Genomic DNA, 26,445 nt, shown 5'->3' on the forward strand with positions numbered 1-26,445 from the left:
AGAAGAATTGTAAACGCAGAGTAAAATCTGGTCTTATCGTTCGTTCAGCGATTGTTCCAGTGCAGAGCGAACCGCCTCGACTTCGCGAAGCGCCCCTTCCGTCAATCGGAAGGTGACGCGCCCGCCTTTTTCAGAGCCGCGAGCCGACGCGGACACTTCTTGAAACTCTCCGTCGGCGGCCCCCATTCGGTCGGACGCGCTGCGAATTCGAGTCTCTGCTTCTTCCATACCCGATGCCGCTCCTTGGCTCAATGTGTTCAGGCGTTCCAATAGGCTGCCGATTTCATCGGAGAGCCGGCGCGTGGATTCTGCCAAAGCCCGAACTTCGCCCGCAACAACAGCAAATCCTCGTCCCGCTTCGCCCGCTCGCGCAGCCTCGATCGAAGCATTCAGCGCGAGCAGCGAGCTTGTACCTGCAATGCCGCGAATCGAACCGGTTGCCCGTGCGATCTCCTTGGCACAATTCAGCATATTGTCGATCGATCCACGCTGATCCGCAATAGCCGAAGCCGCCTCGGAAAAGGCCGAACCCGCCTCAGCAAGCGCTTTACGACCGTCTTCCGTCCGGCGATTCATGCGTTCTGCCTCGCGCACCGCATGACCGGCGGCATCATGAATTTCTGTCAATGAACCGGATACCTGCCCCAGCATGCGGCGGCTTCCCGTCATTTGGTTTTGACGCTCTTTCGCGGCACGCTCTTGCAGGTCGCGCGACAAACGGATCAGATCCCGTACGGTGAGTACGCCTTCGTAACGCCCGTCGCGCGTTAGGATGACACAGTCTGCGAACGACTCGTCGCCTCTTGCCAGTGCCGTATCGATCAGATCTGCCGGGCACGTATCTGCCTCAGAGCTTAAAGGAGGCAGACCGGCTGCTTCCGCTACCGGACGGTCATAAAATAATTCCGGCGCAAAACGTCCGGTCAACTTGCGGTAAAAAGCGTCTCGCATCAAGAGCATCATCGGCTGGCCGCTTGAAGAGCAGACAACTACGCAAGGCGCGTCAGGCTCGCTTTTAAACGCCTGCAAAGCCTCAAAGCAGGTCAGTTCCGGCCCGATGACCGGAGCCGGACGCGCGTAATCAGACAATGAAAGAGGTTCTTCCTCACGTTCCGGCTCATCCGCTAAAACAGGCCCGTTTCGGAATGATGCATCCTCTTCTGCAGGTGCTGCCGGTCTATGGGTGGCCTGACTTGTGAATTCCTTCACGGAAATCTCCAACTCTAACTCGCGTTTGGCGTATTTCTCAGGTCCGGTAGCATGCTCCAGCGGCCCCTTGCCGCGGAGGAGCGAAGCGAGAACGGAAGTTGGCGACATTTCTTCTTGACCTTCATCCATCGCGGCAGACGCCCCTGTCCGCTCGCGATGCCCGGCTTGCCCGTTGGGTAAATGTTCTTCCGACCCTGACTTTTGAACTACTTCTTCTTTTTCCAGCGTTCCCGCTCCAGGCATACATGCTTCGCCCCCGTTGTGTTTTTTTCAATTATAGCGCGCTCTCGTTACTTAGGTGTCAACGCCCGGTTAACACTAGGTAAAAAGACGCAAAAAAAAGACTCCGACCTTCCCTTAAAGGGATGGTCTAGAGTCTGCTTTGGCTTGAGCCACAACCAGTTTATAACCTACGCCCCGAATCGAGTCAATGTGTACCGATCCCGGATCAAGTTCCAGCTTTTTACGCAAAGAGCTGACGTGAACGTCTACGGTGCGTTGGCCGCCGATGTAATCGAAGCCCCAAACCGCATTCATCAAATCATCCCGCGTCATCACGACGCCGGGCTTGCGCGCCAGATACAACAAGACTTCGAATTCCTTCGGTCTCAAATTAATCGCCTGCTGACCGAGCATGACTTCGTATTTATCCGGATAAATCGTCAGTGCACCCAAGCTGATTTTGGATTCGGAAGTTGCCGGAGCCGTATATTCCGACTCCTCACCCGACGTACGCCGGATCACCGCACCCACGCGCGCCAGCATTTCCGATACGCCAAACGGCTTGGTAATATAATCGTCCGCGCCGAGCTTCAATCCGAGCACGATGTCTTCTTCCGCGTTTTTGGCGGTTAGAATAACGATCGGCGTCTTGACGCCGGAAGCGCGAAGCTTCTCCAAAATTTCAATGCCGTTCATGCCCGGCAGCATCAGGTCCAGCAGGATCAAATCGAAAGCTTCCCTGCGAGCCCGCTCATATCCGCCCGTCCCATGCTCCTCGAGTACAACCTCGTAGCCGTCCTGAGACAGATTGTAAGAAATCAACCGGGACAGCGTCGGCTCGTCTTCGATCACGAGCAGTTTCCTAGCCATTGGCTCGATCCCCCATTTCGTTTGCCTTCAACATTTGCGCAAGAAGCCGCAAGTCACGTTTACCCTTGTCTGTTTAACGCTCTTCGGGTGAAAAATGACAGGCTTTTGCCTATGTCTATTTTTGACCTTCATCAGCATATCACGGCATTGTTAACTCTGTGTAAAAAATTACGGATTTTCCTGAAGCACAGGAAGTTCGACAATAAACGTGCTGCCAATCCCGAACTCGCTCTCTACCGAAATGGTTCCGCGGTGCAGTTCCACCAAATGTTTCACGATCGATAGACCCAGACCGGTACCGCCCGAAATGCGCGAACGAGCTTTATCCACCCGATAGAAACGCTCGAAGATCCGCGGCAGGTCTTTTTTCGGAATTCCGATGCCGTTGTCTACAATGCTGAACCGCACGCGGTCTTCTTCATATTCTTCGTGCAGGAACTCTTCAACCTTAACCGTCACGCGCCCGCCTTCCGGTGTATAGCTAATTCCGTTTCCGACCAGGTTAATGAAGATTTGCCGCATCCGATCCTCGTCCGCTTCGACAAACAACTCATCGGGCACTTGAAGGCGAATGTCGATCCGCTTATGCTCAGCCGACGCTTCGAGAACCTTGCTTACCGATTGGAACAAGGTCAACACATGCACCGGCGCATAGTCGAGCTGAATGCGTCTGGATTCGATCTTCGACAGGTCCAAAATATCGCCGATCAACCGATTCAATCGGTCTCCTTCATCATAAATGATTTTGAGGAATGAACGCGCGGTATCTTCGTCTTTTACCCCGCCGGAAAGCAGGGTCTCCGCAAATCCCTGCACGGCCGCTACAGGCGTCTTCAGTTCGTGCGAGACGTTAGCGACGAATTCGCTGCGCATCCGCTCCAGGCGCCGAATATCCGATACGTCCTGGAAAAGGAACAGCATGCCGTGATACGAATCATCGTGCAGCACCGTCATCGGCACGCCGTCGAGCGAAATCAATCGTTCCTCCGGCACGAAGAGCGTCAGCTCGTCGTGCATCCGGTTTTTATGATGCAGCCCGTCCTCGATGAAACGGGTCAGCTCATAGAACCGCTTCAGTTCGGTATAGGGACGCCCCACCACGCGGTCTGCCCGAATGCCCAGCATCCGCTCGGCCTGGCGGTTAACCAACCCGATTCGCTCCTCTTCGTCGATCATCAGAATCCCGCCGGTCATATTGTCCAGCACGTTCTGAAGCAGGCTCTCGTTATCGCGAATCGTATGCATCTGTGCTTGCAGGCTGTCGGCCATATTGTCGATCGAAGCGCCGAGCTGCCCGATCTCGTCGCGGCGCATCGGACCGACCCGCGCATCGTAATCCAGCTTGGAAATGCGGTTCGCCGTATCCATGATATGCTCGATCGGCTTCGTCAGCCCTCCGGCCAACCGGTAACTGAGCGCCGCCGAGAGCAGGAACAACGCGGCCAAGGCACTGCCCATAATGAGCCACCCCCGCTGCAATCCCTCTTCGACGATTGCCAGGCTCATCGATAAACGGATATATCCGTCGAACCCTCCCGACGAGAGAATAGGTGCGGCCACGTAAAGCATATCCCGTCCGAGCGTGTCGCTGTACCGAACGGCATGTCCGGGCACGTCGGCGCGCGATGTTCGAATCTCTTCGCGATTCAGGTGATTGTCCATCGAGGCCGGGTCGCTTTGCGAATCGCCGATTACGCGGCCGTCTTTGGCGATGAACGTCACGCGGGAATCGGTTAATGAAGCAAGGCGACGCGCTTCTTCTGCGAAGTTCTGCGAGATCGCCTCCCCCTCCTGCGGAGAAGGCGGAAGCACCAATAAATCTTCAAGCAAAGCAATCTCGCGTCCCATATACTCTTCAAGCGAACGAATATGCGAGTCCCGGAATACTTTGGCCATCGTAAGTCCCGCAGCCAGCACGGAGATGCCGACGAGCAGCAGTAAAATCAAGGTGAGACGGGAACGAAAGGGTTTCATGAACGGAGGCTCTCCTTCAACGGATACGGTTTGAATTTACGCAAAACAAATTGATGCAATGTAGCAAGCGGCTGTTGAACCAAGATGGCGAGCACAACCGGAACAGCTGCCTGTGGCGAAAAATAACCCAGCGCGAGTACCAGACCCAGCGAATTGTTGCGCATCCCTGTCGCGAACGAGACGGTCACCAGCACCTCGGGCGCGCGTTGCTTGAAAAGCAGCGGCGTGTAGTAGCCCAACATATACCCGATGCCTACCAGCAGAAGCACCGCCGGAATGACCGAAGCCAAATCGCCGCGCAGCTCATACGCATACGGCGCGATCCCCGCTGCATTGAGCAAGATCACAAGCATGAAGAATATTTTCGAAATCGGAAGCAGGATCGGTCCTGCCTGCTGCTTGAACTTGCCGCCCGAGCGCTCGTAGATGACGACGCCCAAAGCGGTTGGCGCAACAACCATCAGCAGCAGGTCCCGCATCAGATGCAGCGTATCGAACGTCAGCTCCGCTCCGAAGAACAGTTGGATCAAACCCGGCACGACGATCGGACTGAGCGCCGAATCGAGCAGCACCATCGCCAAGCCCAGAGCCAAGCTACCACCCGACAGCTCGATCCACAGCACCGAAGATACGCCTAGCGGAATGATCGTGAACAACACCAATCCGATCGTATAAGGCGAGGAAGAACCGAATAGGGCGCTTCCCAGAGCAAAAGCGGCAAGCGGCGCCACCAGGTGGCTGATCACAAGCGTCAGTACAATCGGCAGCGGCCGGGAGAAGACTTGTTTCAGATGCTCGCGACCGCAGCCGACGCCCATTACGAATGTGATATAGGCGAACAAGTACGGTATGGCGGGCACAAGCGGAAGAAACGGCTTGGAAAAGACCAGGCCCAATACCAGCAGCGACGGAGTGATCCAAAACATTCCCCGGTCCACCCAACTGCTGAACGCCAGGGCTTTTTCTCTCATCGGCCCTTGTCCTTCCGCTTCATTCCTGCAATTTTCACTTGCGTCCCTTCCTTTCAATCCTGCTATAATGGGTAGCGTACTTGTCTGGGGCAGATACGAAAACTCAATAATCCTTTTTCATTTTACCACAAAGTCCGGCGACCGAAAGTCGTGAACGCAGCAAAGAAAGGGTGCCTTCTTTTGACTACTTATCCGTTTTCCGCTTATTTATACCGTCTTAAGCATATTAAGCGCTGGAGTCTGATGCGCAGTACCATGACTGAAAATGTTGCCGAGCACTCTTACCATGTGGCGCTGCTCTCGCATCTATTATGTACGATCGGCAACGAAATGTACGGCAAATCGCTCAACGCGGATCGTGCCGCCACGCTTGCGCTGTTCCATGATGCGCCGGAGGTCTTCACCGGCGATATCCCGACTCCGGTCAAGCATCACAATGAAGCGCTGCTGTCCAATTTCCGCCTGATCGAGCAAATGGGCGCGCAGCGGCTGACCGACATGGCTCCCGAAGCGCTCCAACCGGTCTATGCGCCGCTGATCGGCACAAGCGAACCGAACGCCGAAGACCGGGAGCTGCATGCCTACGTCAAAGCCGCAGACCGCATAGACGCCTATCTGAAATGTGCCTGGGAAGTCGCGGCGGGCAATCGGGAATTCGCGGTAGCCAAGCAGCAAACGGAAGAGAAGTTGGCGGAATCCGCCATGCCGGAGGTCGAATATTTCCTGAAGCATATGGCTCCTGCCTTCGAGATGACGCTGGATGAATTGTCGGCGCAGATCGGCGAAGAAGCGCAGCGTCCGGAAGTACGTTAAGTCCGAGATCCAAACCGTTGAACGTTCAAAAAAAGCCGCTTCCCTCGGCGCGCTGCTGCGCCCGGGAAACGGCTTTTCGGCTTATCCTTTATTCCTTTTTATCCGTTAATAATCTCTCCGCCGTTGATATGAATGATCTGTCCGCTGACGTAAGACGCGTCCGGCGAAGCCAGGTAGACGTAAGCGGGTCCGAGTTCGGACGGTTGGCCCATTCGGCCGATCGGTTGGCTTTCGCCGAACGATTCGACTTTTTCTTCCGGGAACGTGGCAGGAATCAAAGGCGTCCAGATCGGCCCCGGCGCTACGCCGTTGACCCGGATCTTTTTCTCGGCCAAACTCATCGACAGCGAACGGGTGAAGCTCGTGATCGCGCCTTTGGTTGACGAGTAATCCAACAGCTCGGGACTGCCGCGATACGCCGTGATCGAAGTGGTGTTGATGATCGATGCACCTTCCTTGAGATGCGGCAGCGCCGCTTTGCTCATGAAGAACATGCCGAAAATATTGGTCCGGAACGTGCGCTCCAACTGATCGGCCGTGATATCCAGCAGCGACTCCTGCGGATGCTGCTCGGCCGCGTTGTTGACCAGAATATCGAGTTTGCCGAACTTCTCGATTACGCGGTTCACCGATTCCTGCGCGAAGGCCTCATCGCCTACATCGCCGACCAGCAGCAGACACTGCCTGCCTTCCGCTTCGACGAGACGTTTCGTTTCCTCGGCGTCTCCGTGTTCGCTGTAATACAGGATCGCGACGTCCGCGCCCTCCTTGGCGTAATGCACGGCAACGGCGCGGCCGATTCCGCTGTCTCCTCCGGTAATCAATGCGGTCATGCCTTCAAGCTTGCCCGCGGCTTTATAACTCGGCGAAATATATTCGGGTCTCGGCGTCATGTCCGATTCCGAACCGTGCCCTTCAAGCTGTTGGGCAGGCGGGCTTTTGGGTCTCAATTCGTTGGCTTGCTGTTCGTTGGCTGGCATACTGAAAACTCCCTTCGTGTTTGTCCGTAGTTGTCTTCGAGCTTCCGTCTCATACTTACCACACCTTGCCCCAACGAAAACATCCCTTTTACAAAAAGAGAAAGTTCTTCCGAACTCCATGCTCTTTTCATAAAAGGGATTGAATGCAAAAATTTGAATTTAAGCGAACAAGCGGTAGAACATCATAACGAATAAAATAGCCACGAACGACACGCACACCATTGTGCCGAAGACGCGCAGCTTGCGAAGCTCCGCGGCGATATCGCGCTTCTCTGTAAGTCCGTCGAGCGCGCGCCGCAGCGGTCCGCCCATCATGCCGCCGAATGCGCCGATCAGCACGAATAATACGGATGTCAGCACGATCCAGAGTACCGAGTAATCATCTTGGGTGAACAGGTAGATTCCCGTTAACAACTCCAGCACCAAGCCGTATTGCGCATATGTATTGAGTGAACGCATGACGGACAGTATGCCTTTTTTCGCTTCGCCCTCCAGCTTGTTCAATTGCGAGACGATGAGCGGTGCCAGCAGATAAAATCCCATGGCTACAGCACCTAATACGTGCAGAAATAAAATAAAACGTTCCATTCTTCTCCCCCTGTTCGATTCCATGTCGCTGCCTTTTACCCGTTCAAGCGTTTGTTTACCGGTAAATTGGCTTCAGCGCTTTATTTTACCGCATAAGAAGAAGAATGTCAGTGATTGAAGCCTGATAAAAAGCGTCCGACTACCGATATTTGGGATCGGAGCGGACGCTTGAGCTGAAGATATTCTATTTTCAAAAAATTTAGTCAGGCAGTCCCGCAGCCACAACGGAAATCACGCTGCGGACAGAATCGGCCGACACGTCGAGCGCCGACTTTTCTTCCTCCGTCAAGTCCAATTCAAAGATCCTCTCAATACCGTCCCCGCCCAATACTGCCGGTACGCCAAGGAACAGGTCCCGATATCCGTACTCTCCGTCCAGCAGCGCGATAACGGGCAGCACCCGCTTCTTGTCTTTTAAAATAGCCTCGGCCATCTGTACCAGCGAAGCTGCCGGAGCATAGTAAGCACTGCCGTTGCCGAGCAGGTTCACAATCTCTCCGCCGCCTACCCGGGTGCGTTGGACAATCTCCGCGATACGCGCCTTCGGAATCAAAGTCTCGATCGGTATCCCTCCGACGCTGGAATAGCGCACGAGCGGAACCATGTCGTCGCCATGTCCGCCCAATACAAAACCGCGTACATCCTCCACCGATACGTTCAGCTCTTCGGCAATAAACGCGCAATAGCGGGCCGTATCCAGAACCCCCGACTGCCCGATAACCCGATTCTTCGGAAAACCCAGCGTCTGATACGCCGCATAGGTCATCGCATCGACCGGATTACTCAGCACCAGTACGGTCGATTCCGGCGCTACCTGCTTGATCTGTTCGCAGACCGAACGCACGATGCCGGCATTGGTATTGACGAGGTCGTCGCGGCTCATTCCCGGTTTGCGGGCAATGCCTGCCGTCAGGATGACCAAATCGGAATCTCGGGCATCCTCATAGTTTGACGTTCCTTTGATTCTGGCGTCGAAGCCGAGCACCGGCAATGCTTCCTGCATGTCCAATGCTTTCCCGCGAGTCGGATTCTCAAGCTGCGGAATATCCAACAAAACGACGTCGCCCAGTTCCTGTTGGACAATCATTAATGCTGCCGTAGCTCCGGTAAAGCCGGCACCGATAATCGTAATTTTTTTGCGCGTAATCGTCATAATCATGCTGCCTCCTTATTTGATAAGTAAATGAGATTCGGCAAAAAAAAGAACGGATCGAAAGACGGGCAACGTATCCGATCAACATTAAAGGTAGGGTTAGGGCCGCCCGAAACGCATCTAAAGCGCGCGCGTTTCGGGAGAACGTAAACCTTTGATTAAGAGTTGATAAGATACTGTGTCGGCCCATCTTCGTCCGTTCGTGTTCCTTCTTACTTCATGTTGCTGATGACTTCGTCAGCAAACTCCGAGCACTTCACTTCTTTCGCGCCTTCCATCAGACGGGCAAAGTCGTAAGTGACGGTTTTGTTGTTGATCGACGTTTCGAGACCTTTGTAGATCAGGTCAGCCGCTTCTTGCCAGCCCAAATGCTCAAGCATCATAACGCCGGACAGGATGACGGAACCCGGGTTCACTACGTCTTTATCCGCGTATTTCGGAGCCGTACCGTGCGTCGCTTCGAAGATCGCGTGGCCTGTTACATAGTTGATGTTAGCGCCCGGTGCGATACCGATGCCGCCGACTTGCGCAGCCAAAGCGTCGGACAGATAGTCGCCGTTCAGGTTCAATGTCGCAATGACATCGAAATCTGTCGGACGCGTCAGAACTTGTTGCAGCGCGATGTCCGCGATTGCGTCCTTCACGATGATCTTGCCAGCGTCTTCAGCCGCTTTTTGCGCCGCGTTCGCTGCATCCGTACCGTCTTTTTCTTTGATTTCGTCGTATTGTGCCCATGTGAACACTTTATCGCCGAATTCGGCTTCAGCCACTTCGTAGCCCCAGTTTTTGAAGGCGCCTTCGGTAAACTTCATGATGTTGCCTTTATGCACGAGCGTCACGCTCTTGCGTCCGTTGTCGATTGCGTATTGAACCGCTGCGCGAACCAGACGCTTGGAGCCTTCTTCCGAAACGGGCTTGATGCCGATACCCGAAGTTTCCGGGAAACGGATTTTGTTCACGCCCATTTCGTTTTTCAGGAACTCCAGCACTTTCTTCACTTCTTCGCTGCCTTCTTGGTACTCGATGCCTGCATAGATATCTTCCGTGTTCTCGCGGAAAATAACCATGTCGACCAGTTCCGGACGCTTAACCGGCGAAGGTACGCCGTCGAAGTAACGAACCGGACGCAAGCAGACGTACAGGTCAAGCTCTTGACGCAACGCTACGTTCAGGGAACGAATGCCGCCGCCGATCGGCGTAGTCAGCGGTCCTTTGATCGCTACGATATATTCACGGATCGCTGTCAGCGTGTCTGCCGGCAGCCACTCTCCGTATGTATTGAATGCTTTCTCGCCTGCGAATACTTCGTACCAGGCGATTTTTTTCTCGCCGTTGTAAGCTTTCTCCACCGCCGCGTCAAGAACGCGTTTGGAAGCCTTCCAGATGTCGCGGCCTGTGCCGTCGCCTTCGATAAACGGAATAACCGGGTTGTTCGGAACAACGAGCGTCCCGTTATCGATCTGAATTTTTTCTCCCTCAGTCGGTGCGGCGAATTTTTCCAATTTAGACATGAATGGAATTCCTCCTTCAAAGTGTTGGTAAAGCCCGGTGCCCGCTGCTCAAAAAGCAAAGTTGCACCTGCAACCTCTTACATTGTAGCTCATGACGAAGCAATTTTGAACAAAAGGTGAAAACCTTGCCGAAAAAAAGCCGTCCGCAGCTTCTTTAGCCGTCGGACGGCCTGCTTTTGCTTAGCGTTGTTTGATCGGCACGTAGGTCAGATCCAGTTCGCCTACATACTCGGCACGCGGACGGATCAGGCGGTTATCTTCGTATTGCTCCAGGATATGCGCGGTCCACCCCGAAACCCGGCTGATCGCAAAGATCGGCGTGAACAGTTTGCGCGGAATTCCGAGCATCGTATAGACGGAAGCCGAATAGAAATCGACGTTGGGCTTCAGGCCTTTTTTCGAAGTGACAAGTTCTTCTACCTTTACCGACATTTCATACAGCGACGTATCGCCTTTGGTCTCGCCCAAACGGCGGGACATCTCCATCAGATGCTTCGCGCGCGGATCGCCGTTCTTGTAGACGCGGTGGCCGAAGCCCATAATCTTGACTTTGTTGTCGAGTTTGTCGTTGATGTAACTCTCTACGTTATCGAGAGTACCGATCTCTTCAAGCGTTCGCATGACGGCTTCATTCGCCCCGCCGTGCAGAGGCCCTTTAAGCGCGCCGATAGCCGAAGTTACGCCGGAATAAATGTCCGACAGCGTTGCCACGGTTACGCGCGACGCAAACGTCGAAGCATTCAGCTCATGGTCGGCGTGCAGCACGAGCGCTTTGTCCAAAGCTTCGATAGCGGTCTGCTCAGGTACTTCCCCGCTCATCATGTACAGGAAGTTCTCGGTCAGGCCCAGTCCTTCCTTCGGTGCGATCGGCTCTTGACCTTCGGAAATGCGAGCCAGTGCCGCAACCAAAGTCGGCAGTTGCGCTTGCAGACGCTCTGCCTTCGTCAGATTCGCTTCGCGGCTCATGTCGTCGGCTTCCTTATCGTACAAAGCCAGCCCCGACACCGCGGTACGCAGCGCAGCCATCATGTTCATATCCTTCGGATACAACTTCATCTGCTCGATCAATTCCGTCGGAACCGCCGCATACTTCTCCAAGTTGCTTCTTAATGCAGCCAGTTGCTCTTCGTTCGGCAATGCGCCGTGCCAGAGCAAGTACGCCACTTCGTCGAACGAGGCGTTAACGGCCAGATCGTCGATGTTATACCCCCGGTATGTAAGCACACCGTCCACGATCGAACTGATCGAAGAAGTTGCGGCTACAATGCCTTCCAGACCTTTAGTCGCTGTCATCGTACATCTCTCCTTTACGAATGGAACGGATACATGCAGGCGTTCATTTTCGGAGGCATGCAATGTGTTTGCAACCCGCAGAACTTCCACGGGTCTTCGGGTTTGAAACACACCCCAAATAGTTGTAACCGTTTTTACCGATTAACAAACGTTTGGGCCTCCAGTATCAAAACCTTGCGAGGAAAACAACAAGGCGCGTAACCTTAGTTCTTCGTTATCATACCGGATTTTGTCAATTTTTTGAACGTTTCTTCGTGTTAACGAGGAATCAAATTGTTTTATCGGGGTTATAAACATAATTTGAAACCCCTTACAATGATCTATGTTACAGCAGAGAGCAAGCGTTTGCAAGTTTGGTAAACAGTCAAAAACCGTCCGCTGGATGCGGACGGCAAATTGGACAAATCAATGAATTAACGACGATAGAAAGTAATATTGCCGTTTTTCATCCGTTTCTCGATCCAACGCATGGCGGCGCGATGGTATAGCGGACGCGTCAATGGAAAGACCATCGTGATGCCGATCAGGTCGGTAATAAAACCGGGAGCAATCAGGAATGCTCCGCCGGCCATGATGCAGACGCCGTCTACCAATTTACGGCCAGGCGGCTGTCCGCTCTCCGCGAGCAATTTGAGATCGTTCATGGCTTTGCGTCCTTCAAATTGCACCATGGCGATACCGATTACGGTTGTTGCAAGCGCCAATATCAGCGTTTTGAAAAAGCCGAAGTATTCGATTAACCAAGCAAACGCCGCCGCTTCAATCACGACGCCGAGAATAAATAAAATGGCCATTCTATTTTTCATGCATGTGCCCTCCCTTATGTCGTTAATGCGGCAGAAACCCAGTTTTCGATACGTCTGTACAGTTCCGGCGCGGTCTTATGAAGACGAATCGGCTTCCAATCGGCGCTAAGCCAAATGTGTTCGGTGCTTCCGGTATTTAACAATGTTCCCGCCCGTTCTTCGCCTCGAGCGAGTTCGAAGGAATCCGTACTCCAATCGGACTCGTTCTCGCAGCGGCGAATTTCGTATTCGTACTCCAAACGCAGCGGAGAGAATCCGCTGATCCGCGCATAAATCCAGATATGATCATCATAACGCGCCGGGCTGACGAACCGGGCATGTGCCTCAAGTAGAGGCAAATATACCCCTTGTTCTTCGATCTCCCGGTACGATAATCCGATCGCACGGATCATTTCCGTTCTCGCAATCTCGAACCAGTTCAAATAATTGGCGTGATAGACCACGGCCATTTTATCGGTTTCCTGGTAGCGCACTTTAAGGCCTGTACGGAACCAGCCTCCCTGCCCTTCGGCAGTCTTTTCTTCAGAACTCCCCATGACTCCCACTCCTTGTTTGGTCAAACGGGACGCTTCGTTCGTTTATCATGCGTCCTTAAGCCTATCTATATTGTATACGAAATATAGGGGGGATTTCCAACAGGGGGTGTGCGGTTGGGCTGCGGGAGAAATTCGTTCAATTCGCTGTCTCACCCGGGATTTGAAATTTGAATTTCCATTCAAACTTCAAATCCCGGGTTCAAAGGCGTCTTGAACTGAATTTCTCCCTCCGCCAGGCACTCCGACGTTGGAGTTAAGGGGATGAAAGAAAAAGCAGCAAGATAAAACTGCAAAATATAAACAAAAAAAGCCGCCGTTTGGCACGGCGGCTTCTCAAAGCAATGAATCTATGATTGGCGAATCAAATCTTAGTGGATTTGATCGACTTTGATCAGGTTGGTCGAACCGGAACGGCCGAGTGGGACGCCGGCCGTGATGACAACCAGGTCGCCGTCTTGAACGATGCCGGAGTTTTTCGCGCCTTGCAGTGCGCTTTCGAACAGTTCGTCAGTCGTTTCGGCAACTTCGCCTTTGACCGGGATAACGCCCCATGCGAGAGCCAGGCGACGAAGGGTTTGTTCTTGAGTCGTTACTGCGATAACCGGAGCTACCGGGCGGTATTTGGAGATCATGCGCGCGGTTGTACCGGATTGCGTCGAAGTGACGATCGCTTTAACGTCCAGGTTCCATGCCGCGTGAGCAACGGATTGGCTGATCGACTCGGTAACGGATTTTTGTTGAGCTTCGCTTTGTTTTTTCAGGATCTCACGGTTGTTGATCGTGGATTCTGCTTTTTCGGCGATGCGGGACATCGTTTGTACCGATTCGACCGGATATTTACCCGCAGCGGTTTCGCCAGACAGCATGATCGCGTCCGTACCGTCGAGGATCGCGTTCGCTACGTCACTCGCTTCGGCGCGAGTCGGACGAGGGTTGCGCTGCATCGAATCGAGCATTTGCGTAGCCGTGATGACCGGTTTGCCCGCACGGTTGCATTTCTCGATCATTTGCTTTTGCACGATCGGCACGTCTTCGGCAGGAATTTCTACGCCGAGGTCGCCGCGGGCAACCATCAGGCCGTCGGACACTTCCAGGATTTCATCCAGGTTGTCGACGCCTTCTTGGTTTTCGATCTTGGAGATGATTTGGATATGTTCTGCGTTATGCTTTTTCAACAGTTCGCGAATTTCCAGCACGTCGCTAGCTTTACGCACGAACGAAGCCGCAATGAAGTCCACGCCTTGTTCGATACCGAAAACGATATCGTTCGTATCCTTCTCCGTGATGCCCGGAAGCGAGATGCTGACGCCCGGCACGTTTACGCCTTTACGGCTTTTGATTTGTCCGCCGTTGACGATGCTGCATTCGATCTCGGTACCTTCAACCTTGGTAACCGTCAGCCCGATCAGGCCGTCGTCGATCAGGATTGTCGAACCTACCGATACGTCTTTCGGCAGGTCAACGTAGGAAACGGACAAACGGTTTTTATCGCCGGCGATTTCTTCCGTCGTCAGCGTGATGTTTTCGCCTTCTACCAGATCCAGAGGCTCGACCGCGATTTTGCCTGTGCGGATTTCCGGTCCTTTGGTATCCAGCAGCAGCGCAACGCTCTTACCGAGCTCTTGGCATGCTTGGCGGATATTTTTAATGCGGTTGCCGTGCTCTTCGAAGTCACCGTGGGAGAAGTTCATCCGAGCTACGTTCATGCCCGCCATGATCAGCTTTTTCGTGTTTTCGAGCGATTCGCTCGCAGGTCCGATCGTACATACGATTTTTGTTTTACGCATTTGGGTTCCTCCGTTTTTTGATCTCTGTCGATCTCTGTTTGTTCCCCTCTCGGGGACTCTCTCTGTTTTCTTGCTTGTTTCTGAAAAAGGGAATCTATGTCCATCCTTCCACTTTCCGCGCAAAAAGAGGCCGGTTCCGTGGTACGCCGACCTCTTAATCCTACGCATGCAGAAGTCGGTTTTCGGAAGGTTATAAAATCCTCACCAACAATTAAATCTACACTAAAATCGCGAATTTGTATAGGTTTTTAAAGTAAAAACTACTCAGGAATTCGGTAAAGTCTGCTCGGACGCATATTGCCCGATCTTACGGAATTTCTCGTAGCGATCCGTAATCAGCCCTTGCGCATCCAAAGCGGACAACTCGCCCAAGTGACGCGTCAAAGCGTCCTTGATCGCGAGACCCGTTGCTTCGTAATCGCGATGCGCTCCGCCTTTCGGCTCCGGCACGATATCCTCGATGACGTTCATCTCAAGCAGATCGGACGCCGTGATTTTCATTGCTTCCGCAGCCTGATCGGCTTTCGAAGCGTCTTTCCACAGAATCGACGCGGCACCGTTCGGAGAAATCGCGGCATAGATGGCGTTTTCCAACATCAATACGCGGTTGCCTACGCCAAGCGCCAGCGCGCCGCCGCTGCCGCCTTCGCCGATAACGACGCAGATGACCGGAACTTTGAGCATCGCCATATCGCGCAAGTTGCGGGCAATCGCTTCGGATTGTCCGCGCTCCTCGGCCGTATTGCCGGGATAGGCTCCCTTCGTATCGATAAAGGTAACAATCGGGCGTCCGAATTTCTCGGCCTGCTTCATCAAGCGAAGTGCCTTACGGAAGCCTTCCGGGTGCGGACTTCCGAAGAAACGCGCAATATTGTCTTTCGTGTCTTTGCCGCGCTGATGGCCGATCACCGTAAGAGGCGTCCCGTTCAACCGGGCCAAGCCGCCTACAATCGCCAGATCGTCGCCGAACATCCGATCGCCGTGCAGTTCCACGAAATCCGTGAACACGAACGGAATCAGATCAAGCGTCGTCGGACGCTGATGATGACGTGCCAAGTGCATTTTCTGCGCCGGCGTTACATTGGTATAAATTTCATGCTGAAGCTGCGCGTGACGCTCCTCCAGCCGAGAGATTTCGTCGCTGAAATCGATGCCTTTTTCCTGTCCGAACTGCTTGAGCTCGTCGATCTTCTTGCGCAGCTCTACGAGAGGCTGCTCAAATGCCAATTCTCCTGCCATCCGCCTAGAGCTCCTCCTTTGTACTGTGCATGCCGATCAGTTTGCCCAGCGTCGTCTTCATTTCCTTGCGGTGTATGACCATATCAAGCTGTCCGTGCGCCATATTAAACTCCGCCGTCTGGAAATCTTCCGGCAGTTTTTGACGAATGGTTTGTTCAATGACAATCCGGCCCGCAAATCCGAACGTAGCGACCGGCTCCGCGATGATGATATCTCCGAGCATAGCGAAACTGGCCGATACCCCGCCCATCGTCGGATCGGTAATAACCGATAAGAAAAGGCCGCCTTTTTCCGAAAATTGCCCCAGTGCAGCGCTAGTTTTGGCCATCTGCATCAGGCTGAGAATACTTTCTTGCATCCGTGCGCCGCCGGAAGTCGAGAAAATGATCAGCGGCAAATCGTATGCGCCCGCATGCTCGATAATCCGGGTGATCTTCTCACCAACGGCCGAACCCATGCTTCCGCTAAAGAAATCAAAGCTCATGACCGCGACTGCAACAGGTTGGCCGTTAATGGCGCCTTCACCCGTTACGACGGCTTCTTTCAATCCGGATCTCAGCTTCTGCTCTTCCAACTTCCCGGCGTACCCCGGAAATTGCAGCGGATCGATCGAAACGACATCGTCGTCGCGCTCTACGAAGCTTCCTTCGTCCAGCGTCATCGCAATGCGTTCCATGGCGTTCAATCGCATATGATGTCCGCAAGACGGGCAGACTTTCAAATTTTTCTCCAGCTCTTTGCTGTACTGGATCGCGCCGCACTTGCTGCATTTATTCATGAGCCCTTCGGGAATCTCCCGTTTTGGACGCTGCTGCGCCTCCGAGCTGCCGTTTGCGGCGCTGCGGTCGGGAGGAAGGGTTGCGTACTTTCTCTTTTTCTGAAATAAATCCTTGAACACCACTACACCTCTTCAGCCGTTATTTGGCGGGCCTCGCCTTGAAGGTCGTTCTTAAACCGTGCACTCTCGCATTTGATCCCGGCCGGGTGCGGCTCTACTCAGGGATGCAAGATGTAATTCAGCACCTCCTGAATTTCTTCAAGCTCGCCGGAAGGAACCAAAATCTCGAACTGCTGTTTGGACATGTTGACGGGACGGATCTTGACGAGAAAACCTTCTTCGGTCAGCCTGCTCTGGAGCTTCTCCGCCAATTTGGCGGTAGAGGCGATATAGATCACCGTCCACATGAACAAATATGTCCCCCTTATCGACTGCCCGGATGAACCCGTATCCCCGCATAATGGCTTAATGATACCATAAGGCTCTTTTTTTTAGCAACAGAATCGGCGCGGGAGCAGGTGCGGCGAAACTTGAGAACGTTGAACCTAGTACTCTGTATCACCTCAAATAGCAGGTTTACGTTCGCCTGAAATTCACATGGTTCTAGTCCGTTTCAGGCGGGCGGAACCTCACATCTTAAGCGGTCATGGTACTGGACGCAAAAATCAAGCAAACAATTAAAAATAATAAAGGCGGAGCGTGCCCGATCGGCAAGAAAAGATCAATAGCCGACAGCCCTATCGAGGCATGTCGGCCGATCCAGTTCTTTTATTTGACCCGAACGGTTCCGCCGCCGAGCAAGCCTTCCATTTGATCGAATAACCCGGGAGAAGGTTGGATCCGGTAGGCATCGCTGAGCGCGATCAACTTCTGCGTATCTTCGTAAAAAAGCAGCGTAGGCATCGGGCCCGGATGGCTTTGCAGCATCGTTTTCAGCGTCTCCAGCAGTTCGGGATTCCGGCGATCCGACGCAATCTTCACAAAGACTCGTTGCTGCGGCGATTCCTGCTCCACGGCATTGGTTCGACGGCCCGAAGCAGGGGACTCAGCCGAATCGTCAGGCATCGCTGGATTCGAAGCTTGCTGACTCTTTGCATCAACTACCGCACTTGTCGAACCACGCGCATTGCCTGATTTGGCAGCGGCGGTTGAACCCGCGCCGCGCGCTCCTGACGACCCTCCTACCGAGGAATTGCCCGCGCTAGCAGCTCTCGATGATCGACCGGATGATCCGCCGGCACGCGCTTCCCCGCGCGCAATCAATCCATGAACGGCATCTTCAGCAAGCGGAAGCACCGTATCGGCCAATAGCTTGAATCCCTCATCCTGCTGCTGCACTTTTGCGCGAAGCGCAATTAAAGCCCCGGGTTGCAGCACATCCTGACTTCTTTTCCATACCTCGGGGAACAACACCAGCTCGCATCGCTCAATCTGGTCCTCGATTTCGGCAAAAGCCATCGCCTTGCCCTGCTTGGTCGTAATCGTTTTAACACTGACCACCATTCCCGCAGTCACGGCATGGCTTTCGTCGGGAGCCTCGCCCAGCTCCACCAGTTTTTGCGCGCCCGTATCGCTCAGCAAACGATCGTAATCATCGAGCGGATGCCCGGACAAATACAAACCCAGCAGTTCGCGTTCCAAATCCAACTGCTCCGTAACGGTGTATTCGCGCACGTTCGGATATTCGATCTCCCAGTTCGGCGTTTCCACGAAATCGAACATCTGGATTTGGAAATCTTCGCGTTCTTTGCGCCATTTGTTTGCCGCATCCAAAGCTTCATCCAGCATGGCGAGAAGCTGCGCGCGATGACCCGGCAGCGAATCGAAAGCACCCGCTTGAATCAACGCTTCGATCACGCGCCGGTTGCAAGTTTTCGTATCGACGCGGCGGCAGAAATCAAGCAGGCTCTCGAACGGCTGCTTGGCGCGTTCTTCCATGATGTTGCGGATCGCGTTCGTGCCGACGTTTTTGATGGCAGCCAAGCCGAAACGAAGACTGCGTGTGCCTTCCTCTTCCGACGGCGTGAACAGCATCCCGCTTTTATTCACGTCGGGCGGCAGAACCGGAATGTTCATGCGCCGGGTCTCGACCACATATTCGGCAACCTTGCGATGATTGCCGGTCACGGCCGCAAGCATCGAAGCCATGAATTCGACGGGGTAATGCGCCTTGAGATAGGCCGTCTGGAAAGCCAAAACGCCGTATGCCGCCGCGTGAGCCCGCGGGAAACCGTAATCGGCGAAGCGCACGATCATGTCGTATACCTTGTTGGCGTCTTCTTCGCTATACTGCTGGCCCAAGCTGCCGCGAACGAAGTGTTCGCGCTCCTGGTCCAGCGTCTCGCGCTTTTTCTTCGATACGGCCCGGCGCAGCAAATCCGCTTCCCCGAGCGAGAATCCGGCCATCGTCGAAGCGATCTGCATAATCTGCTCCTGATATACGATAATGCCGTGCGTATCTTCCAGAATCGGTCGTAGATCTTCATGCGGATAATGCGCCGTGACCGCTCCGTGCTTCACTTGGATATAATTGGAGATGAACTCCATCGGACCCGGACGATACAAGGCCACGACCGAGATGATGTCTTCGATCACCGAAGGTTTCATTTCTTTCATCACGCGGCGAATGCCCGGCGACTCCATCTGAAACACGCCCAACGTGTCGCCCCGACCGAGCAGCTCGTACGTTCCCGGGTCGTGATCCGATACCGTTTTGAAATCGACAGGCGCACCAACACGCTCGGCAATCCAGTTCTGGCAGCGTTCGATGATCGACAATGTGCGCAGTCCCAGGAAGTCCATTTTGAGCAGGCCGACCGCTTCCAGACTTTCCATCGGATACTGGGTCAGCGCCGTCTTTTCGCCGCCTTCCTGTAAAGGAACATAATCCGTCAACGGACCCCGCGCGATAACGACGCCCGCCGCATGCGTAGAGGCATGGCGCGGCATGCCTTCGACGCGTCTGGCCGTATCGATCAACTTTTTCGTATCCGGCGACTGGTCGACCCGTTCGCGCAGCGCCGTATTTTGCATAAGCGCCTTATCGATGGTCATCCCGACCTGAACCGGAATCAGCTTGGCCGTTTTATCGACCTCCCCGTACGGCAGCGCCAGTACGCGACCGACGTCGCGCACGGCGGCCCGCGCCGCCAAAGTTCCGAAAGTGATGATTTGCGCCACCCGATCGGAACCGTATTTGTCCGTTACGTAAGCAATCACTTCATCGCGACGCTCGTCGCTGAAGTCGATATCGATATCGGGCATCGTGATCCGCGCCGGATTCAAGAAACGTTCGAACAACAAGTTATATTTGATCGGATCGACATCCGTAATGTTCAACGTATACGCGACCAGACTGCCCGCCGACGACCCCCGGCCGGGCCCCGTCACGATTCCTTGCTCATGCGCGTAACGGATAAAGTCCCAAACGATCAGGAAATAATCGGAGAAGCCCATCGTTCCGATCACGCCGAGCTCATACTCCAATCGTTCGTCCAGCTTGCGCCGCTCGTCGGCATCTTTCCAATTCGGAAGTTGGTCGTAACGGCGCTCCAATCCTTGCTGGCACAGCTCGATCAGATATTGGTGCGGGGTTTTGCCTTCGGGCAATGGCTGATACTCGGGTAAAATGGACTGCCCCAACTCCAATTCCAGCTCGCACTCTTCCGCAATTTTGGCCGTATTCGCCAGCGCCTGCGGCAGATGCGGGAACAACTTCGCCATCTCGTCGCCGCTTTTCAGATATAACTGACGGGTCGGAATGCGGAACCGCTCCTCGTCCTCCATCGTTTTTCCCGTACCGATACAGATCAGCACATCCTGAATCTCCGCATCCGGCTCAGCCAGGTAGTGAGAATCGTTGGTGGCAATCAGCTCCACGCCGATCTCTTCGGCCAACGCGATCAGCATCGGATTCACCTTTTTCTGTTCGGCCAATCCATGATCCTGCAACTCGATATAAAAGTTTTCGCCGAAAATCTCTTTATAGCGCAAGGCCGCGATCTTTGCTTCCTCGGGACGTCCGTTGAGGAAATGCTGCGGAATCTCGCCGCCGATGCAAGCGCTGGTGCAGATAATGCCTTCGCTATGCTGCCGAAGCACTTCGCGGTCGATTCTCGGCTTATAATGGAACCCTTCCAAATGGCCGATCGAACACATCTTCATCAGATTGCGGTAGCCGACTTCGTTTTTGGCAAGCAGCAGCAAATGGTAGATCGGCTGGTCCTTGCGGCTGCCCCGCTCATGGCGGGAATCGGACGTATAATAAGCCTCGAAGCCGAGAATCGGTTTGATCCCGGCTGCACGGCATGCTTTGTAAAACGGAATTGCGCCGTACATGACGCCGTGGTCGGTCAACGCAAGCGACTTCATGCCCAGCTCCGCCGCACGCCCCACCAGTTCCTTAATCCTTGCCGCTCCGTCGAGCAGGCTGTATTCGCTATGCACGTGCAGATGGACAAAATCGTTCATGCAGGCGTTCCCCCTTTTCTTTTGTTCAACTATCCGTTTTCGATCGAATGCAAGGTCATCATCGCTTTCGCGACGGTCTGTTCCTCATGCGAGATCGCAATCTCCAAGCGGCAAATCCGGCGGCCCACTTCCAACACGAGAGGCATCACCGTCACCGCGTCTTCGATCTGAACCGGGCGAATAAAATACGTGCTCATATTGTCGACGACATAATCGTTGCCGCTGTAATCTTTAGCCATGCGCAAAGCCGCTTGAATCATCACGGACGTCATCACGCCTTCCGAGATGGTGCCGAGATCCGTCGCCATCTGCGGGGTGATGAAGCCGTGGAAAAACAAACGTCCTTCCGCATCCCGCTCTTCCGCAAAGCCGTTCCAGATCAGATGGTCGAACGTCTCGCCCAGACTGCTCTGTTCGCGCGCATCCCGCATCGCCTGAAGCACTTCGCGGCGCGTCAGCACACCGGCCAGTTTGCGATTGCGGTCGACGATCGGAAGGAAATCAATGCCTTCCCAGGTCATGATCTGCGCCGCCGAAGCCAATGAGGTAAGCAAGCCCGCCGTAACGGGATTTCGCACCATGGAACGCTCGATCGTATGCCCAGGCTCGATGCTTTCGATATCTTTGCGACTGATGATGCCGAGCACGCGATTCCACTCGTCGGTTACCGGAAAGCTTGTGGTTCCGGTCCGCTCCGACACGCGCCAGAAATCTTCTGCCGTACTCGTTGCTTTCAGCGAATAAGGTTTGGGCTTTAAGCCGACCAAATCCTCAACCAGCATGATTTTCTTTTTGATCAATCGGTCAAAAATGGCACGGTTGATCATCGAGGCCACCGTAAACGTGTCATGCCTCGACGAGATGATCGGCAGCCCTAATCGATCCGCCAGACTTTTCACCTCGCGGCTTGTGCCGAAACCTCCTGTAATCAATACCCCCGCGCCATGCTCGATTGCCAGCGAATGGGCATTCTCCCGGTTGCCGACGATCAACAAGCTTCCCGTATCGATATAACGAGCCATCGCATCCACCTTCATGGCGCCGATCACATATTTGTGCAGCGTGATGGATAAGCCTTCGTTTCCTCCAAGCACATGGCCTTCTACAATATCCACGACATCCGCAAAGGTCAGTTGATCCGTAATATTACGAGGCTTCTTCTCCACGCGAACGGTTCCGATCCGTTCTTTCGTAATCACGATGCCGAGCGTCTCCGCTTCTTTTACAGCCCGATAAGCCGTGCCTTCGCTGACGCCCATTTCCTTCGCCAGCTTACGCACCGAAATCTTCGTGCCGACTTTGAGCTGTTCGATATGCTGAAGCAATTGTTCGTGCTTCGTCACGGTCTGTTCATGCCCTTCCAACTGTTGTACTCCTCCCCAGAAATCTGTATTAGACTGTACTCATTATACCATAAATATCCGCATTGAAAATCGACAGCAATCAGTGAGAAGAATGCGAAAAGCCCCGCTTCCCAAAAAGGAAAACGGAGCGTTTATCAAACGCCTTATAACATGCGGTTTACTTCTAAAAGGCAATCAGCGCGGATCGTACATATTGGCCAGGCTGTCGGAAATAATCTTGTTCACGTCCTGGATGATGACGCTCAGGCGTTGTTCGGATTCGAACAGACGACGGATATTCAAGTTCAAGCTCAACACTTCGAACAGCTTCTCCATTTGCTCCATCTCTTCTTGAGGAGGAACGTCTCCGCCCATGATGCGCTGTTGAATATTCATTTGGCGCGTGCGGAAGTCGTCCAGCATGCGTTTGCTTTCCGGGTCGGCTTCGATCAGTTTCAGCGCCGCCGTAATATCCTGCACTTCCTGGCTTTCTTGAAGCGATTTTGCGAGGTCGTGGGCTTTATCGTAAACGTTGGTCATGAGGTAAGTCTCCTTCTGTTCGGGGTGTCCCCGTATCTTTTTTGACCGTGCTGCCAGGAGGCGTCTTCCCTTCTAAGCAGACGGCGCGTTGTCGTACAGTTCGATCAATTGGCTGAATTCGGTAATCAACACGTCGGCATCTTCCAGCTCATGGTTGGCGCCGAAATCCGCATAAGCGCAGCCGATGACGCCAAGCTCGTTGCCGCGGCCGGCTTGCACGTCGGAGGATCGGTCACCGACCATCCAGGCACTTTTTACCCCATGGGTGTTGAGCAGCATTTCCACAAGCAACACCTTGGTCGCGGTCCGGTACTCTCCTGCGCTGTATTGGGATTCGAACAACTCCTCGATACCCAGCGCGGCCGACACTCCTTTTACATACCCTTCAAGGCCGTTGCTGGCTACAAAAAGACGCACGCCGCGTTCACGAAGCTGTTCCAGCGTCTCCTTGACGTCGGGATAGAGCAGCGCCTCTCCGCCTTTCAACACTTCCAACTGAAGTTCAAGCAGCAGGTCGTTGGCCCGGTTGCGAAGCTTTTCGTCGGCATCCGGGATTACGATCTTCCAAATTTCCTCCAGCAGCATGCCGAGACTTCCCAGAATCAATCGCTCCGGCGGCGTTTCTCCCTCGTAAAGCCCTTCGGCACGCAGCACGTCGAACATTTTGTGGTACGCCGGAAGCAATGCGGTCTCCGTCTTGAACAATGTCCCGTCCATATCAAAGATCATCGCTTCCGGTTTTTGCAGGCTGGTTGCCGTTTGCATGTTCAGTTCAATCCTCTCCTCGTTCGTTTTCCTCCCCGTTTTCTTCGTTCCCGTCCGCCTCTTTGTGCGGCTTATGAATATGAACGCGGGTGATGCGCAATCGCTCGGCTTCCGCCACTTCAAACCGAATGCGGCCGAACTGAACGATCTGTCCCGGCAGCGGGTTGCCCTCAAGCTCCTTAAACATCCAGCCGCCGATCGAATCGACTTCCTCGTCATCGATGCCGGCTCCGGTCAAATCATTGACCTCTTCGACCAGCATCCGACCGTCGACCGAGATGATGTCACCGATCACTTCAACTTCCGGACGCTCGTTCTCGAATTCATCATACAAATCGCCGACGATTTCTTCCAGAATCTCTTCCGCCGTCAGCAAGCCGGCCGTGCCGCCGTACTCATCGACGACGAGGGTAAGTTGCGCACGCTTCTGCTGCATCAACCGTAACACATGACTAATCTCCATCGACTCCGGTACGTTCAGAATCGGACGAACCAGCTTGCGCAGATTCGGTTCCGTACCCTGCGGCCAGAGCAGAATATCCGTGATATGTACGAAACCGATAATTTGGTCCTTGTCTTCGATCGCGACCGGATAACGAGAATGCCGCGTCTCGGTAATGATCTTCATATTGTCCTTCAATGGAAGATTCACATAGAGACAGTCCATATCCGTTCGCGGAAGCATGACCTCGCGTGCCAACATATCAGAGAAGTCGAAGATGTTATCCATCAGTTTGACTTCCTCCAGATCGATAGCTCCGCTCTTCGCGCTCTGATTCATCAGTATTCGAATCTCTTCTTCGGAATGGGCGACGTCGCCTTCCCCGGCAGGTTGAATCCCGAATATGCGCAAAAATGCGTTAGCCGCATGATTAAGCAGCCAGATCACCGGAAGGAATACGTAATAGAATACGAGCAGCGGTCCGGCTAACGCGAGGGAAGTCCCTTCGGACTTTTGAATCGCCAACGATTTGGGTGCCAATTCGCCGAGCACGATATGCAGGAACGTAATGATGGCGAACCCGATCGCGACCGATATGCCGGAGATCAGACCCGGATCGGTGAAACCCATTTGATACATCAGCGGTTCGACCAACAGCTCCGACACGGCCGGCTCGCCGAGCCACCCGAGCCCCAGCGAAGTCAACGTGATGCCGAGCTGCGTAGCGGATAGGTAGGCATCCAGCCGACTAGCTACTTTTAAAGCGTAAGGAGCCAGTCGGTTTCCTTCCGTTTCAAGCTGAAGCAGCCGGGAATGCCGAACTTTGACGAGCGAAAATTCCGCAGCGACGAATACGCCGTTCAGGAGAACCAGCAGCAGAACCAAAAACAGATTGATCGCCAATGTCCCTATCTCTATCTCGTGGCCCAATGAAATCTCCTCTTTTCTTCAGCACATGCCGAAAATCCGGTTGTTCTTAGTCCAAAATCGCGCGGCGCGACTTGAAGTCTACCCCTTTGTAATACATGTCTGCTACGAGCAGGTTCGGTCCGCAGCAGCTTGCCGCATCGCAAAAACAATTAACGGTGCGATTGAGCGGATGGTTAGTCGTCCATTCTTCGAAGATGGAATCGAGATTGTCTTTATATACACTACCAAATGAAGGGATGGCTGCAAAGTCCGTGACAAATACATCGCCGGTAAACATATTGACGTTCACGCGGCTGCGTCCGTCCGGATCGTTGCGCACCGTTACATTTTTGGCACTATACAGACGATTCAGCAACTTGCGCTCTTCTGCGTTGCTTCCGCAAGCGTAGAACGGCAACGTGCCGAACAACATCCAAACATCCTCGTTGCGGTGATCCAGCAAATCATGGATCGCTACCCGCATCTCGTCCAGCGACAACACCGGCAGATTAGCCGCGAAAGCCGAAGGGTACATCGGGTGGACTTCATGACGCACGCAGCCCATATCGAGCACAGCCTGGTGCATTTGCGGCAAATGTTTGTGCGTACGGAAATTGATCATCGTTTCCGCCGAAATAAACATGCCCGACTTGCTGAGGCTTTTCGCGTTGTCGATCATCCGATTATACATTTTCTCAGCCGCGGCAAACGGAACCGGATGACCGCTGTTCGCAAATCCGGTCTCGTGAAAATGCTCGGGTCCCGTGTAGTTGAACGAAATATGCATCACGTCCAAATAAGGCAGCAGTTTCTCGTAACGTTCGAGATCCAGCGTCAGGTTCGAGTTGATCTGCGAACGGATGCCGCGCTCTCTCGCATAACGAAGCAACGGCACGATCACATTGTCGACGGTCTGACGACGGAAGGACGGCTCGCCGCCCGTGATGCTGATTGTTTCCAAATGCTCGACCTCATCCAGACGACGCAGCATCAGATCGAGCGGAATCATGTCCGGCTCGTTCAAGACGAGCGTATCCCCGACCGCGCAATGCTCGCATCGCATATTGCACAGGTTGGTAACGGTCATTTCCACGCTGGTCAGACGGTGACGCCCGTGTTTTCGGAGCGAACGGATCGGATCCCACGGATCGTAGCTGGGAGACAAATCGCGAAGTTTCTGACCACTGTTATTGATTACTGTCATGTTGACCACCTTTATGATTAAGAACTGCCTTCGGACCGCTGC

Annotated in this window: 22 protein-coding genes; 1 reads left to right on the top strand and 21 read right to left on the bottom strand. The window is 53.8% G+C overall.

All coding sequences use genetic code 11. The features are described 5' to 3' along the window. Positions 1 to 33: 33 nt before the first annotated feature. The 4 genes from SACSAC_RS02190 to SACSAC_RS02205 form a co-directional block, all read right to left on the bottom strand. Positions 34 to 1,452, bottom strand: a complete 1,419-nt coding sequence (locus tag SACSAC_RS02190; RefSeq protein WP_051506803.1) for a methyl-accepting chemotaxis protein — start codon at positions 1,450 to 1,452, stop codon at positions 34 to 36. 114 nt (positions 1,453 to 1,566) lie between these two features. Beyond that, positions 1,567 to 2,301, bottom strand: coding sequence for a response regulator transcription factor (locus tag SACSAC_RS02195; protein WP_037282987.1), 735 nt, complete (start codon positions 2,299 to 2,301; stop codon positions 1,567 to 1,569). A 168-nt stretch (positions 2,302 to 2,469) separates the two neighbouring features. Continuing rightward, on the bottom strand, positions 2,470 to 4,275 hold the full coding sequence (gene pnpS / locus SACSAC_RS02200) for a two-component system histidine kinase PnpS (protein WP_037282990.1): 1,806 nt from the start codon (positions 4,273 to 4,275) through the stop codon (positions 2,470 to 2,472). Beyond that, positions 4,272 to 5,246, bottom strand: a complete 975-nt coding sequence (locus SACSAC_RS02205; RefSeq protein ID WP_037282993.1) for a bile acid:sodium symporter family protein — start codon at positions 5,244 to 5,246, stop codon at positions 4,272 to 4,274. Before SACSAC_RS02205 ends, pnpS begins: the two co-directional genes overlap by 4 nt. Positions 5,247 to 5,426: 180 nt before the next feature. Here SACSAC_RS02205 and yfbR point away from each other — a divergent pair, with 180 nt between their 5' ends. Beyond that, positions 5,427 to 6,059 carry a 5'-deoxynucleotidase gene (gene yfbR / locus SACSAC_RS02210; RefSeq protein WP_037282996.1) on the top strand — a complete coding sequence of 211 codons (633 nt, stop codon included), beginning with the start codon at positions 5,427 to 5,429 and terminating at the stop codon, positions 6,057 to 6,059. A 98-nt stretch (positions 6,060 to 6,157) separates the two neighbouring features. On the opposite strand, the gene SACSAC_RS02215 is transcribed toward yfbR, so the two are convergent. The 17 genes from SACSAC_RS02215 to yfkAB form a co-directional block, all read right to left on the bottom strand. Then, positions 6,158 to 7,039 (bottom strand): SDR family oxidoreductase, encoded by an 882-nt coding sequence (locus SACSAC_RS02215; protein ID WP_037282999.1) that lies wholly within the window; start codon positions 7,037 to 7,039, stop codon positions 6,158 to 6,160. Positions 7,040 to 7,198: 159 nt separating this feature from the next. Further along, positions 7,199 to 7,627 carry a hypothetical protein gene (locus SACSAC_RS02220; protein ID WP_037283002.1) on the bottom strand — a complete coding sequence of 143 codons (429 nt, stop codon included), beginning with the start codon at positions 7,625 to 7,627 and terminating at the stop codon, positions 7,199 to 7,201. A gap of 199 nt (positions 7,628 to 7,826) precedes the next feature. Next, complete coding sequence (mdh, locus tag SACSAC_RS02225) at positions 7,827 to 8,780, bottom strand: malate dehydrogenase (RefSeq protein ID WP_037283004.1); 954 nt, start codon at positions 8,778 to 8,780, stop codon at positions 7,827 to 7,829. Between the two features lie 212 nt (positions 8,781 to 8,992). Further along, on the bottom strand, positions 8,993 to 10,291 hold the full coding sequence (gene icd / locus SACSAC_RS02230) for an NADP-dependent isocitrate dehydrogenase (protein ID WP_037283007.1): 1,299 nt from the start codon (positions 10,289 to 10,291) through the stop codon (positions 8,993 to 8,995). 180 nt (positions 10,292 to 10,471) lie between these two features. Continuing rightward, entirely contained in the window at positions 10,472 to 11,584 is a 1,113-nt protein-coding gene (gene citZ, locus SACSAC_RS02235; protein ID WP_037283010.1) for a citrate synthase, read from the bottom strand. Between the two features lie 413 nt (positions 11,585 to 11,997). After that, positions 11,998 to 12,390, bottom strand: coding sequence for an FxsA family protein (locus SACSAC_RS02240; protein ID WP_037283012.1), 393 nt, complete (start codon positions 12,388 to 12,390; stop codon positions 11,998 to 12,000). A 14-nt stretch (positions 12,391 to 12,404) separates the two neighbouring features. After that, on the bottom strand, positions 12,405 to 12,926 hold the full coding sequence (locus SACSAC_RS02245; RefSeq protein WP_037283013.1) for an acyl-CoA thioesterase: 522 nt from the start codon (positions 12,924 to 12,926) through the stop codon (positions 12,405 to 12,407). 368 nt (positions 12,927 to 13,294) lie between these two features. After that, positions 13,295 to 14,713 (bottom strand): pyruvate kinase, encoded by a 1,419-nt coding sequence (gene pyk / locus SACSAC_RS02250; protein WP_037283015.1) that lies wholly within the window; start codon positions 14,711 to 14,713, stop codon positions 13,295 to 13,297. A 264-nt stretch (positions 14,714 to 14,977) separates the two neighbouring features. Further along, positions 14,978 to 15,952 carry an acetyl-CoA carboxylase carboxyltransferase subunit alpha gene (locus tag SACSAC_RS02255; RefSeq protein ID WP_037283017.1) on the bottom strand — a complete coding sequence of 325 codons (975 nt, stop codon included), beginning with the start codon at positions 15,950 to 15,952 and terminating at the stop codon, positions 14,978 to 14,980. 4 nt (positions 15,953 to 15,956) lie between these two features. After that, positions 15,957 to 16,850, bottom strand: coding sequence for an acetyl-CoA carboxylase, carboxyltransferase subunit beta (accD, locus tag SACSAC_RS02260; RefSeq protein ID WP_037283019.1), 894 nt, complete (start codon positions 16,848 to 16,850; stop codon positions 15,957 to 15,959). A 98-nt stretch (positions 16,851 to 16,948) separates the two neighbouring features. Next, positions 16,949 to 17,137, bottom strand: a complete 189-nt coding sequence (locus SACSAC_RS02265; protein ID WP_037283021.1) for a hypothetical protein — start codon at positions 17,135 to 17,137, stop codon at positions 16,949 to 16,951. A gap of 361 nt (positions 17,138 to 17,498) precedes the next feature. Further along, positions 17,499 to 21,200, bottom strand: coding sequence for a DNA polymerase III subunit alpha (locus tag SACSAC_RS02270; protein ID WP_037283024.1), 3,702 nt, complete (start codon positions 21,198 to 21,200; stop codon positions 17,499 to 17,501). Between the two features lie 29 nt (positions 21,201 to 21,229). Further along, the gene (locus SACSAC_RS02275) at positions 21,230 to 22,564 is read right to left on the bottom strand and encodes a DRTGG domain-containing protein (RefSeq protein ID WP_037283027.1); all 1,335 of its coding nucleotides are present in this window, start codon (positions 22,562 to 22,564) and stop codon (positions 21,230 to 21,232) included. A 174-nt stretch (positions 22,565 to 22,738) separates the two neighbouring features. After that, positions 22,739 to 23,083, bottom strand: coding sequence for a YlbF family regulator (locus SACSAC_RS02280; protein WP_037283032.1), 345 nt, complete (start codon positions 23,081 to 23,083; stop codon positions 22,739 to 22,741). Between the two features lie 72 nt (positions 23,084 to 23,155). Next, entirely contained in the window at positions 23,156 to 23,848 is a 693-nt protein-coding gene (locus tag SACSAC_RS02285; RefSeq protein ID WP_037283035.1) for an HAD family hydrolase, read from the bottom strand. A 7-nt stretch (positions 23,849 to 23,855) separates the two neighbouring features. Beyond that, entirely contained in the window at positions 23,856 to 25,220 is a 1,365-nt protein-coding gene (locus SACSAC_RS02290; protein WP_037283037.1) for a hemolysin family protein, read from the bottom strand. A 46-nt stretch (positions 25,221 to 25,266) separates the two neighbouring features. Continuing rightward, on the bottom strand, positions 25,267 to 26,403 hold the full coding sequence (yfkAB, locus tag SACSAC_RS02295; RefSeq protein WP_037283039.1) for a radical SAM/CxCxxxxC motif protein YfkAB: 1,137 nt from the start codon (positions 26,401 to 26,403) through the stop codon (positions 25,267 to 25,269). Positions 26,404 to 26,445 lie beyond the last annotated feature (42 nt).

It is taken from the genome of Saccharibacillus sacchari DSM 19268 (assembly GCF_000585395.1).
Taxonomy (GTDB): domain Bacteria; phylum Bacillota; class Bacilli; order Paenibacillales; family Paenibacillaceae; genus Saccharibacillus; species Saccharibacillus sacchari.